9 protein-coding genes are annotated in these 12,762 nt (G+C 43.4%); 6 read left to right on the top strand and 3 right to left on the bottom strand.

Annotated elements, in window-relative coordinates; translation table 11 throughout:
- Positions 1 to 358 precede the first annotated feature (358 nt).
- The 3 genes from ilvC to RR876_RS13130 form a co-directional block, all read right to left on the bottom strand.
- Positions 359 to 1,375, bottom strand: a complete 1,017-nt coding sequence (gene ilvC / locus RR876_RS13120) for a ketol-acid reductoisomerase (RefSeq protein WP_332477927.1) — start codon at positions 1,373 to 1,375, stop codon at positions 359 to 361.
- A 105-nt stretch (positions 1,376 to 1,480) separates the two neighbouring features.
- Positions 1,481 to 1,972 (bottom strand): acetolactate synthase small subunit, encoded by a 492-nt coding sequence (gene ilvN, locus RR876_RS13125; protein WP_004697653.1) that lies wholly within the window; start codon positions 1,970 to 1,972, stop codon positions 1,481 to 1,483.
- Positions 1,969 to 3,696, bottom strand: a complete 1,728-nt coding sequence (locus RR876_RS13130; RefSeq protein WP_332477926.1) for an acetolactate synthase 3 large subunit — start codon at positions 3,694 to 3,696, stop codon at positions 1,969 to 1,971. The genes ilvN and RR876_RS13130 overlap by 4 nt, the downstream gene beginning before the upstream one ends.
- A gap of 768 nt (positions 3,697 to 4,464) precedes the next feature.
- Between RR876_RS13130 and RR876_RS13135 the strand changes: the two genes are divergently transcribed.
- From RR876_RS13135 to RR876_RS13160, 6 genes are all read left to right on the top strand, one after another.
- Entirely contained in the window at positions 4,465 to 4,830 is a 366-nt protein-coding gene (locus RR876_RS13135) for a DUF4124 domain-containing protein (RefSeq protein WP_332477925.1), read from the top strand.
- A gap of 134 nt (positions 4,831 to 4,964) precedes the next feature.
- Positions 4,965 to 7,586, top strand: a complete 2,622-nt coding sequence (leuS, locus tag RR876_RS13140; protein ID WP_332477924.1) for a leucine--tRNA ligase — start codon at positions 4,965 to 4,967, stop codon at positions 7,584 to 7,586.
- A 214-nt stretch (positions 7,587 to 7,800) separates the two neighbouring features.
- A complete protein-coding gene (gene lptE / locus RR876_RS13145) occupies positions 7,801 to 8,310 on the top strand; it encodes an LPS assembly lipoprotein LptE (RefSeq protein ID WP_332477923.1) in 510 nt (169 codons plus the stop codon).
- A 12-nt stretch (positions 8,311 to 8,322) separates the two neighbouring features.
- The gene (gene holA, locus RR876_RS13150) at positions 8,323 to 9,312 is read left to right on the top strand and encodes a DNA polymerase III subunit delta (RefSeq protein WP_332481893.1); all 990 of its coding nucleotides are present in this window, start codon (positions 8,323 to 8,325) and stop codon (positions 9,310 to 9,312) included.
- A gap of 115 nt (positions 9,313 to 9,427) precedes the next feature.
- A complete protein-coding gene (locus RR876_RS13155; RefSeq protein ID WP_332477922.1) occupies positions 9,428 to 10,762 on the top strand; it encodes a MacA family efflux pump subunit in 1,335 nt (444 codons plus the stop codon).
- A gap of 2 nt (positions 10,763 to 10,764) precedes the next feature.
- On the top strand, positions 10,765 to 12,756 hold the full coding sequence (locus tag RR876_RS13160; RefSeq protein ID WP_332477921.1) for a MacB family efflux pump subunit: 1,992 nt from the start codon (positions 10,765 to 10,767) through the stop codon (positions 12,754 to 12,756).
- Positions 12,757 to 12,762 lie beyond the last annotated feature (6 nt).

Genomic DNA, 12,762 nt, shown 5'->3' on the forward strand with positions numbered 1-12,762 from the left:
CCTACTATTTTAGAAATCTAAAGCACACACTAAAAACCTAAACGTAATCATGAGTACACTTTTTTGAGAATTTCATTTATTGCAATAAAGCCCACGGATACGTTATTAATCCAATAGTTTTTTAGCAATATATGCTGCCCATATATCTAGCACTAAAATGGAATACTCGTTGACTCTATCTAACAATTTTAAACACGGGTTATATCAACTTATAGCTGTGTACCAATAGCCATATCCCCCTATTTATACTCACAACTTTTTAGTCAATAGCTTTGCCCTACATAAAAAATGGTAGTAGATTAATAAAAAACCCTGCCGAGGCAGGGTTTTAGTACTTAAAATCAGCTAGATCAGAAACTTAGTTCTTTTCTTTATCTACAATCTTGTTTGCTTGAATCCAAGGCATCATCGCGCGCAACTTACCACCTGTTACTTCAATGCCATGCGCTGCGTTTTGACGACGACGAGCAGTCATTGATGGGTAGTTCAACGCACCTTCGTTAATGAACATCTTCGCGTATTCACCAGATTGAATACGTTTAAGTGCATTGCGCATCGCTTCACGAGACTGTTCATTGATTACTTCAACGCCAGTTACATATTCGCCATATTCAGCGTTGTTAGACACTGAATAGTTCATGTCCGCGATACCACCTTCAAACATTAAGTCAACGATTAGCTTAAGTTCATGTAAGCATTCGAAGTAAGCCATTTCAGGTGCATAACCTGCTTCTACCAAAGTTTCGAAGCCCATTTTCACAAGTTCTACTGCACCACCACAAAGAACTGCTTGCTCACCAAATAAGTCAGTTTCAGTTTCTTCACGGAATGAAGTCTCGATAATACCTGTACGACCACCACCTACACCAGAAGCATATGAAAGTGCTAGGTTACGTGCATTACCAGACGCATCTTGATGAATCGCGATTAAATCAGGAACACCTGAACCACGTTGGTATTCAGAACGTACTGTATGACCTGGTGCTTTTGGTGCAACCATGATTACGTCTAAGTCTTTACGTGGAACAACTTGGTTATAAAGAACAGAGAAACCATGAGCAAATGCTAAAGTTGCGCCTTCTTTGATGTTTGGCTCAATCACGTCACGATAAAGTTGTGATTGGAACTCATCTGGAGTCAAGATCATTACTACGTCAGCTTGTGCTACAGCAGCAGGAACTTCAGCAACTTTAAGACCTGAATTTTCAGCTTTTTTCCAAGAAGTAGAACCAGCACGTAAACCTACAGTTACGTCAACGCCTGAATCTTTAAGGTTAAGCGCGTGTGCATGACCTTGTGAACCGTAACCAATGATCGCTACTTTCTTAGATTGGATGATAGATAAGTCGCAGTCTTTATCGTAAAAAATTTGCATTGCTGTCTCCGCTAAAATGCTTGGTATTCTGTAATTCCATCAAGGGGTTTATTGTTTGATGAAATCCTCCTCTTTCTCAAAAGGAGGTTGAATCGTGTTAATTAATTAAATGGTTAAAACTTTTTCGCCACGCGCGATGCCTGAAACACCTGAGCGTACAACTTCCAGGATGGTGTTTTCTGCTAACGCATCAATAAAACCATCAATTTTTTCAGTCGTACCCGCGATTTGAATGGTATAGGTCGTTGGAGTGACATCAACAATTTGCGCACGAAAAATGTCCGCAGTTCGTTTGATTTCAGCACGTGCTGAGCCAAGTGATTTGACTTTAATCAACATCAACTCACGCTCAATGTGCGCACCTTCAGACAGATCAACCACTTTCACCACTTCAACCAATTTGTTGAGCTGTTTGGTGATTTGTTCAATTTTATGGTCATCGCCATAAGTCGTTAACGTCAAACGAGATAAGGTCGGATCTTCGGTTGGTGCAACGTTTAAAGTCTCAATGTTATAACCACGTTGAGAAAATAAACCCACCAAACGAGAAAGCGCACCAGCTTCGTTTTCTACAAGTACAGAGATAATGTGTCTCATGACGTGCGCTCCCCTTTACCTAACCACATATCTTGCATTGATTGACCTGCAATAAGCATTGGATAAACATGCTCTGTACGGTCAACCATCACATTAATAAATACACATTTATCGTTGATCGCCATTGCTTCAGCAAGCTTCGACTCTAGCTCATCCGCATGGTCGATTTGGATACCAACGTGACCATATGCTTCCATTAATTTAGGGAAGTCAGGCAATGAATCGATATAAGAACTTGAATGACGTCCTTCATAGTTCATATCTTGCCACTGCTTCACCATCCCTAAAGCTTGGTTATTCAAGCAGAGGATTTTTACGTTTAGGCCATATTGCTTACACGTCGAAAGCTCTTGGATGCACATCTGAATCGATGCTTCACCCGTGATACAAACCACTTGTTGGTCAGGGAAAGCTAATTTCGCCGCCATCGCATAGGGTAAACCAACACCCATGGTGCCTAGGCCACCTGAGTTAATCCATTGGCGTGGACGTTTATACTTGTAATAGTTCGCACCAAACATTTGATGCTGACCTACGTCAGAAGTAATGATCGCTTCACCATTGGTGATTTTATCCAGTGCTTCCACCACTTGTTGTGGTTTCATTACGCCATTTGCACCTGACTCATAACGCATGCCGTGAACTTTACGCCATTCATTGATTTGCGCCCACCAAGCAGCCATGTCTTCAGGATTTGGTTTAGACACATTCATTTGTTTCAACTGTGTCAACATTTCTTGAAGGACAGGTTCTACCGCACCCACGATTGGGATATGTGCCATGATGGTTTTTGAAATCGTCGCAGGGTCGATATCAATATGAATCACTTTGGCATTTGGACAGAATTTTGCTGGATTATTGGTTACACGGTCATCGAAACGCGCACCGATACACAAAATCACATCAGCATTGTGCATGGTCATATTGGCTTCATAGGTACCATGCATACCCAACATGCCAATAAACTGCGGATCATTGCCTGGGAATGCACCAAGGCCCATCAAGGTATTGGTTACTGGGAAGCCCAAAATGTGCGCCAGTTCAGTTAGGTGTGCAGAAGCATTACCTTGAACCACGCCACCGCCTGAATAAATCACAGGACGTTTAGCGTGAATCAGCTCTTCAATCGCTTTACGAATTTGACCTGAGTGACCACGATGCGGCGGTTGATACGAACGCATCTTCACTTTTTCTGGGTATTCGTAAGCAAATTTCTCAGCAGGATTGGTTGCATCTTTTGGAATATCGACCACAACTGGACCCGGACGGCCTGAAGCAGCAATATAAAATGCCTTCTTAATAATCGAAGGAATTTCGCTGGCATGGCGCACTTGGAAACTATGTTTTACGATCGGACGAGAAATACCGACCATATCTGTTTCTTGGAATGCATCTTCACCAATTAAATGTGACGCAACCTGGCCTGACAAAATCACCATTGGGATTGAGTCCATATAAGCCGTTGCAATTGGAGTCACAGTATTGGTTGCACCCGGACCTGAAGTCACGAGGACCACACCCGTCTTACCTGTTACACGTGAGTAAGCATCTGCCATATGGCCAGCAGCTTGTTCATGGCGCACGAGGTAATGATTGATTTTGTCTTGTTGAAAGAACGCGTCGTAGATATGTAAAACTGCGCCGCCTGGATATCCAAATACATGTTCAACGCCTTCGTCCGCCAATGCGCGAACGAGCATTTCACCACCAGATAAAAGTTCCAACGTGATTCACCCTAATCTTTATCACTGCAATGGTTGAAGGCACCAGCAGTGTTTCATTCATTGATTGTCTGCACTGTTATAGCACACATATTTCTTAGTTTTCATAGCAATAGGAAAAAATTCTGATCTGTATGCTGTTTGAGCAATATGAGATCTAAAACGTGTTGGGATAAACACATTTTTTTACTTTGTTCACGGTCTCGGCTAGAAAGCGTGTCCATTGCATGAAATGACACTTTATCGAAGGGTGATCGAGTAAAGGCATATAAAACTAAAGACAGCATTTTTAGGAGTTTCGTGACTAAAGTCAAGTTTAAAAATTAGCTTTTTTTGTTTATTTACAGAGCGTTTGTTTTTTATTCATCACGGACAAAGAAAACTGAGCTGCTTTTTCTTGGTTTTTTAGTGCAAAAACAAATAGATTTCTATTTCACTGAATTTATTAATAAAAAAACATAATAAAACCCATAAATAAGTTTAATAAGATATTCACCCAGATTTAAATCCAACATCTATCTCAGGTTTTTTCATTTTTAAGTGTAGATCAGCATTTGTACATCAGGTTTTAGCACAACCTTCTTATTGTCATACTGTGTCATAACGCATATTTCACACTTTAAACTGAGGATTTGACCTGCAAAATATTTCAAAAAACTCAGATGAAAAACGCATCAAACACTGCTTATTGCTCTAAAATTGGCATAAAATAACGACAACGATAAACCCGATAAAATCCAATGACTCCGGATATAAAAAGGACAATGGTAGATGAGTATTCAGTTTGCAAGAATGGCAGCATGTTTGGTGGGGATGGGGCTTGCTATGAGCAGCACACAAAGCTTTGCTAAAACTTATTATAAGTGGGTCGATAATCAAGGCTCGACACATTACACCACGACGCCTCCACCTAAAACAGCAAAGAAAAAAGGCAAAGTCGACACCTATGGTTGGAAAAATTCACCACAAGCTGCGTCATCAGAAGCACCTCCACCTGCCAATATGCCGAATACTGTACCAGCCCCTCCCAACGCTATACCGAGTGCTGCCCCAGCACCAGCGGTTGATTTAGAAAATCAACGACGTGAAGCGAATGAAGCACTTCAACAAGGACAACAAGTCCGCCCTGCGGTTTAATCATTCCTTACGTTTCCAGATTTATTTTCAGCTTGTTTAATTTCCTGCACAAAACATAGCGCAAAATTCACTTTTATGTGCATTTTGCGCTATGCTGTGCAACAAACTTTTTAACCATTGTTCTACATACGTATATGACTACTCACATTGACCCTGAATATCAAGCGAGCGCGATTGAACCTACCGTCCAACAAGACTGGGAAGCTCGTAAAGCCTTTAAAGTTGCCGACTCTGTAGAAGGTCCACGTCGTTATATCCTCTCGATGTTCCCTTATCCAAGTGGCAAACTGCATATGGGTCATGTGCGTAACTACACCATTGGTGATGTCATCAGCCGTTTCCATCGGCTCAAAGGGGAAACCGTCCTGCAACCTATGGGTTGGGATGCTTTTGGTTTACCTGCTGAAAACGCTGCAATTGCACACCAAGTTGCACCTGCAAAATGGACCTTTGAAAACATCGCATACATGCGTGACCAATTAAAAAAATTAGGTCTATCAGTTGATTGGGATCGTGAATTTGCGACTTGTACCCCTGAATACTACCGCTGGGAACAGTGGTTGTTCGTGCAACTTTATAAAAAAGGCCTCATTTACCGTAAACTTTCAACAGTAAACTGGGATCCTGTGGATCAGACTGTACTGGCTAATGAACAAGTTGAAAATGGTCGTGGCTGGCGTTCAGGTGCATTGGTTGAAAAACGTGATATTCCAATGTACTACTTCCGCATTACCGACTATGCGCAAGAATTATTAGACGATTTAGATACCTTAAAAGATGGTTGGCCACAACAAGTCTTGACCATGCAACGCAACTGGATTGGTCGCTCACAAGGAATGGATATCACCTTCCCTTCAGCGAATCCTGAAATTTACGCAGACGGCTTAACAGTATTTACGACCCGTGCTGACACCTTAATGGGTGTGACTTATGTTGCAGTTGCAGCAGAACATCCAATGGCGCTAAAAGCTGCGGAAAATAATGCTGAACTTAAAGCATTTATTGAAGAATGCCGTATGGGTTCAGTAGCAGAAGCCGACCTTGCCACTGCTGAAAAGAAAGGGATGGCAACAGGTCTGTTTGTGAAGCATCCTGTCACTGGCGAAGAAATTCCTGTTTGGATTGCCAACTACGTGTTGATGTCTTATGGTTCTGGCGCAGTGATGGCTGTACCTGCACACGACGAACGTGATTTTGAATTTGCCAATAAATATGGCTTAACCATCAAACAAGTGATTGATGCTCAAGGTGCAGACGATGCAGACTTTGATACTGCACAATGGCAAGAATGGTACGGCTCTAAAGAAGGTAAATTGGTCAATTCAGCAGAATTTGACGGTTTAGACTTCCAAGCTGCTTATGATGCCTTCCTTGCAAAATTAGAACCAACAACTCTTGCAAGCACCAAAGTTCAGTTCCGTTTACGTGACTGGGGTGTATCGCGTCAGCGTTATTGGGGTTGCCCGATTCCAATGATCAACTGTGAAAAATGTGGTCAGGTTCCTGTACCTGAAGAGCAACTTCCAGTGGTCTTACCGACTGATGTCGTACCTGATGGCTCTGGTAACCCATTGAACAAGATGCCTGAGTTTTATCAAACCTCTTGCCCAAGCTGTGGTGGCGATGCACGTCGTGAAACCGATACTTTAGATACCTTTGTAGAGTCTTCTTGGTACTATGCACGTTATGCATCTCCTGATTTTACTGGTGGTTTAGTTAAACCTGAAGCTGCTCAAACATGGCTTCCAGTAAATCAATACATCGGTGGTGTTGAACACGCGATTCTGCACTTACTTTATGCGCGCTTCTTCCACAAGTTAATGCGTGATGAAGGCGTAGTACAAGGCAATGAACCGTTTACCAACCTGTTAACTCAAGGTATGGTTTTGGCAGACACTTATTACCGTGAAGCTGAATCAGGCAAAAAAACTTGGTTTAACCCTGCGGATATCGACCTCGAACGTGATGAAAAAGGTCGTATTCTGTCTGCGAAATACCAAGGTGATGGTCAGGACGTGATTGTGGGTGGCCAAGAAAAAATGTCGAAATCGAAAAATAACGGTATCGACCCGCAAGCTATTATTGATCAGTACGGTGCAGATACGGCACGTGTATTCATGATGTTTGCTGCTCCACCAGATCAATCCCTTGAATGGTCTGATGCGGGTGTGGAAGGCGCAAACCGTTTCTTGAAACGTGTATGGCGTTTAGTTGCAAGTTTCCTTGAAAAAGGCAATGCAGCCTCTGCAATTGATACTGCTCAACTGTCTACAGAAGCACAAGACTTACGCCGTAAAACGCATGAAACCATCCAAAAAGTGGGTGATGACATCGAACGCCGCCATGCCTTTAACACGGCTATTGCAGCGATGATGGAACTGTTAAATGCGAACAACAAGTTTGAAGCGAAGAATGATAATGATGTTGCGGTTGCTCGCGAATCGATTACAACGCTTTTAACTTTACTTGCGCCATTTGCACCACATTTAAGCCAAACTTTATTGGCTGAATTTGGACTGGACTTAACCAGCGTGTTGTTCCCAACTGTGGACGAATCTGCACTCACGCGTAATACGCAAACGATTGTGGTTCAAGTAAACGGTAAACTGCGTGGCAAATTAGAAGTGTCTGTCGATACATCAAAAGATGAATTGCTTGCACTGGCTAAAGCATTGCCAGAAGTTCAACAATTCTTGACAGGTCCAACCAAGAAAGAAATTGTGGTGCCAAATAAATTAGTGAATTTGGTGGTTTAAAAAGCTTTAAAACTCCTTCTTAAGTTCCCTCTCCTTCAAGGAGAGGGCTAGGGAGAGGTAAATTCCCCTCATCCTAACCTTCTCCCTTAGGGAGAAGGAACTGAAAACGATAAACAAAACCCAAACAAAGCCCGTTGCCAGTCAACGGGCTTTGCACATACAATCACGACATATTATTTTTCTTTTATCAAAAAGAGCAAACAGAGGACAACACATGCATTTAGGCAAACGTTTGGCAGCTATTGTTTTAACTTGTGGCCTAAGTGCTGGCTTGGTCGGGTGTGGCTTTCATTTAAAAGGCACCAATCCAAGCGCAACGCCGATTGCTTATTCAAAAATGAATTTGGTGCTTCCGAAGAACACCGATGAACTGCATGAAAAATTGGCAATTTATTTGGGTGCGTCGGGTGTACAGCTGAGCAGTGGTTCAGATGCCTATGTGCTTCGCGTGCTAGACTATAAACCACAGCGTTTAGAGCTGAACGGTAAACTGATCGAAGTATTGCTACGCCTAAATGTCACCTTCCGTATTGAAGATGCACAAGGCCATCCAATCACTGAACCACGTACCGTAGTTGCATCACGTAGTTATCAATACAACGTTGAAACGGTCAATACCGATGACCAAGAGAAAAACTATTTGAATCAAGTCATCGTGGATGATGTCGCGCAGCAAATTGTGCGTCAGATTTCATCGAACCGTCTACCACCTGCACAGCAGTAAGGTTTATTAACAATGAAACTTGACTATTTGCAAGCCTTAAAACGTGTCGATGAAGCTCGCGGCGCGTGGATTATGCAAGGTCAAGAACCATTGCTTGAGCAAAATTTACTGGATGCATTTCGAGCAAGTTGGCAAAAGCAAGAGATTGAACGACAACGGCATGACATCAACAATGTCAATGACTGGAAAAATGTCTTTAATGCACTGAATAGCTTGTCCTTATTTTCAAGCCAGCTTGCCATTGAAGTTCATGGCAATATTAAGCCCGATGCTAACGCTTTAAAGTTGCTAAAAAGCTATATCCAAAGCAATGAACAGAACTTGCTTTTGGTGGTGATGCCAAAACAGGACAGCGCCAGCCTAAAAACGGGCTTTTTCCAAACGGTTGAAGCCAATGGAGTGCATGTTGCCCTGACCGCGAATTATCCGCGTGATCGTCAGCAGATTTTAAGCATTGAAGCAGATAAGCTTGGGGTTAAACTGAGTCAGGATGCATGGCAGTGGTTAGAACAACACCATGAACACAACTTACTCGCAGCTAAAAATAGCTTAATGCGTGTCAGCGATACCTTTGCCGAGGTTGAGCTGATTCAGATTGATCATTTACACGCCTGCTTACAAGACCAGTCCCGCTATAGTACTTTCGATTTGAGTGATGCTCTGCTCGAAGGTAATTTGGCGCAATCGATTAAAATTTACCAATACCTGATTGCCTCAGGTGAACCCCTCAGTCTGATTTTGTGGAGCATCAGCAAAGAAATGCGTTTACTCATGCAACTGTTTGAGCAACCGCAAAATGCACTGCAACTGGGAATTTGGAAGAATAAAGTCAGCGTCTATCAACACGCCTTACGTCGACTGAACCCGCAGTGCTTTTTAACGTGGCCCAGTCTCCTGCTTCGCATTGATGCTTCGATTAAAGGTTTGGGGCATGAAAATGCGGAACATGTCGTGATGCAAGCCATTGCGACGCTGTGTGGAAAATCACTCTTCTCCACTTAAATTGCCACAACAAATCTTTTAAAAATAATAATCATTTCTATTTGTTCAAAAAATTCACGATTTATCCGTATTTCGCTTTTATACTATCTGCAATTCTGTTTACTCCCTGATTCCAATGCAAAAAATAAAAGCTGTCAAAATGGTTATCGCGGTACTGTGTGTTGCCGTACTTGCTTATGTCGCGTGGACATATTTCAAACCAAAACAAGAACAACCACAATATATTAGCGAATCGGTCACTCGTGGTGATCTTGAAAATACGGTATTGGCGACAGGTACTCTAGATGCAACCAAACTGGTGAGTGTCGGCGCACAGGTCTCAGGTCAAGTACAGAAAATGTATGTGCAATTGGGCGATGAAGTTAAACAAGGTCAATTGATTGCGCAAATTGATTCAACCACTCAAGAAAACAGCTTCAAAACAGCAGAAGCCAATATTAAAAATTTGCAAGCGCAGCGTCTACAACAAGAAGCCAGCTTAAACGAAGCGCAACTGGCCTATAAACGTCAACAGCAAATGTATGCACAAGATGCCACATCAAAAGCAGAATTAGAATCGGCTGAGGCCAGCTATAAAACAGCACAAGCACAGATTAAAGCCATTGATGCACAAATTGAATCTGCAAAAGTAACCAAGTCGACCGCACAAACCAATATCGGTTATACCCGCATTGTGGCACCGACTGACGGTACTGTGGTAGCGATCGTGACTGAGGAAGGTCAAACTGTAAACGCCAATCAAAGTGCCCCGACCATTGTTAAAATTGCAAAATTGCAAAACATGACCATTAAGGCACAGGTCAGTGAAGCGGACATCATGAAAGTTGAAAAAGGCCAACAGGTGTATTTCACCACTTTAGGTGATGACAGCAAGCGTTATGCCAGCCTACGTCAAGTTGAGCCCGCACCAGATTCGATTAGCAATGACAGTACGACGAGTACATCAACCAGCACTGCAATTTACTACAATGCTCTGTTTGATGTACCCAACCATGATGGCAAGCTGCGTATTGATATGACGGCACAAGTTTACATCGTGCTCGATTCTGCAAAAAATGCGTTATTAGTTCCCTCTTCTGCCATATCCACCCGTCCTGCAAATGCAAAGCGTAACGGCAGTTCAAATACGCAAGCCGCGTCATCGACACAAAGTAAATCGGACTCAGATCGACCTCAAGGTCCGCGTCTTGAACGTCTGAATTTAAATGCAGCACAACAACAATTGGTTAAAGAAGGCAAAGCTACACTGAGCGTAGTTCGAGTCTTACAAGCAGACGGCTCAGCTCAACCAAAACAAATTTTGGTGGGTATCAATAACCGTGTCAATGCACAGGTGCTTGCAGGCTTAAAAGAAGGTGATCAAGTGGTGATTGCAGACAGTTCGGAGAATACTGCCGCTTCTGCCAATAGCAGCAACCGCCGTCGTAACAGTCCACCGATGGGAATGTAAGCATGACCAAAAAAGCCTTGCTTGAAGTCAGCAATTTGGTGCGAGAGTTTCCAGCTGGCGAAAGTACTGTCCAAATTCTCAAAGGCATTGATCTGACCATTTACGAAGGTGAATTGGTTGCCATTGTCGGCCAGTCGGGTTCAGGTAAATCCACCCTGATGAATATTTTGGGCTGTCTCGACCGTCCAACTTCAGGGAGTTATCAGGTCAATGGTCGTGAAACCGGTAAACTCGAACCTGATCAATTGGCTGAGTTACGTCGTGAGTATTTTGGTTTTATTTTTCAGCGTTACCACCTTTTAGGCGACTTAACTGCAGAAGGTAATGTTGAAGTACCTGCCGTTTATGCAGGTGCAACACCGTATGCGCGTAAACAACGTGCCACTGCTTTACTGACAGAATTAGGACTGGGCAATAAAACCCAAAACCGACCAAGTCAACTTTCTGGGGGGCAGCAACAACGTGTCTCCATTGCACGTGCCTTGATGAATGGCGGTGATGTCATTCTCGCTGACGAACCGACAGGTGCCCTAGACTCGCATAGTGGCGTGGAAGTGATGCGGATTTTGCGTGAGTTAAATGCCGCAGGCCATACCATTATTTTGGTCACTCACGATATGCAAGTGGCGAAAAATGCCTCGCGTATTATCGAGATCAGCGATGGGCAAATCATTGCAGACCGTATCAATCAACCTGAGCACGACACTGAACTGCATAGCGATCCTGATGCAGAAACGGCGATTTCTACCCAACAAGAAAAAAATAAAAGTGTTTCCGCATGGCGTTCCCTACTCGACCGTTTAGGTGAAGCCTTTCGTATGGCACTTTTGTCGATGAATGCACACCGCATGCGAACCTTTTTGACCATGTTGGGTATTATTATCGGGATTGCCTCAGTCGTGACGGTGGTGGCTTTAGGAAATGGATCACAACAGCAGATTTTAAGTAACATCAGTAGTTTAGGAACTAACACCATTACAGTGTTCCAAGGGCGCGGTTTTGGTGACAACTCCAAAACGGCCAACTTTAAAACCCTTGTTCCTGCCGATGCTGAAGCGCTCGCCACCCAACCGTATGTAAGTGCGGTCAGTCCAATGGTGAGTTCATCCAAAACCATTCGCTATCAACAAAGTGAAGCCAATGCCACCATTAATGGTGTCGGTGGCGATTATTTCACAGTGAAAGGCCTGACCTTCAAAAATGGACAAACCTTTGACCAGCGGAGCGTCCGCGACCGCACCCAAGACGTGGTCATTGACACCAATACACAAAAACAGTTTTTTAGTGATGGTAGCAGTCCGATTGGGCAGGTCGTACTTTTGGGCAGTGTCCCTGCACGAATTATTGGTGTCGTCGAACCGCAAACCAGTGCCATGGGTTCCGATGATACGTTGAATGTATATATGCCCTACACCACGGTCATGAGTCGTATGCTCGGTCAGAGTAATGTGCGCAATATCGTGGTGCAAATCAATGATAAGTACTCCACCAGCGCGGCTGAAAACGCAATTGTGAACTTACTCACCTTGCGTCATGGTCAACAAGATGTGTTCACCATGAACAGTGACAGTATTCGCCAAACCATTGAAAAGACCACCAGTACCATGACCCTATTGGTCTCTGCAATTGCCGTTATTTCTTTGGTGGTGGGCGGTATAGGGGTAATGAATATTATGTTGGTCTCGGTCACCGAACGCACGCAAGAAATTGGGGTTCGGATGGCGGTTGGTGCGCGTCAAAGTGATATTTTGCAGCAGTTCCTGATTGAAGCCATTTTAGTCTGCTTAATTGGTGGGGTTTTAGGCGTGTTGCTCTCGCTGGGTCTAGGACAAATCATTCAAAAATTTGCTGGGGGTAATTTCGGGGTTGCCTACTCAACCACCTCGATTATCGCCGCATTTGTATGCTCGACTTTAATTGGTGTGGTGTTTGGTTTCTTGCCTGCAAAAAATGCAGCCAAACTCGACCCTGTTGCAGCACTTGCCAGAGAATAAGGAAAA

Origin of the sequence: Acinetobacter sp. (assembly GCF_036666595.1) — a bacterium.
In the GTDB taxonomy this organism is placed as follows: domain Bacteria; phylum Pseudomonadota; class Gammaproteobacteria; order Pseudomonadales; family Moraxellaceae; genus Acinetobacter.

What these genes read in the sequence shown, in the direction of transcription:
- holA (WP_332481893.1), top strand. Translation starts at nt 8,323, where the DNA reads ATGAAACTTGACTATTTGCAAGCCTTAAAACGTGTCGATGAAGCTCGC.
- RR876_RS13155 (WP_332477922.1), top strand. Translation starts at nt 9,428, where the DNA reads ATGCAAAAAATAAAAGCTGTCAAAATGGTTATCGCGGTACTGTGTGTT.
- lptE (WP_332477923.1), top strand. Translation starts at nt 7,801, where the DNA reads ATGCATTTAGGCAAACGTTTGGCAGCTATTGTTTTAACTTGTGGCCTA.
- ilvC (WP_332477927.1), bottom strand. Translation starts at nt 1,375, where the DNA reads ATGCAAATTTTTTACGATAAAGACTGCGACTTATCTATCATCCAATCT.
- ilvN (WP_004697653.1), bottom strand. Translation starts at nt 1,972, where the DNA reads ATGAGACACATTATCTCTGTACTTGTAGAAAACGAAGCTGGTGCGCTT.
- RR876_RS13135 (WP_332477925.1), top strand. Translation starts at nt 4,465, where the DNA reads ATGAGTATTCAGTTTGCAAGAATGGCAGCATGTTTGGTGGGGATGGGG.
- RR876_RS13160 (WP_332477921.1), top strand. Translation starts at nt 10,765, where the DNA reads ATGACCAAAAAAGCCTTGCTTGAAGTCAGCAATTTGGTGCGAGAGTTT.
- leuS (WP_332477924.1), top strand. Translation starts at nt 4,965, where the DNA reads ATGACTACTCACATTGACCCTGAATATCAAGCGAGCGCGATTGAACCT.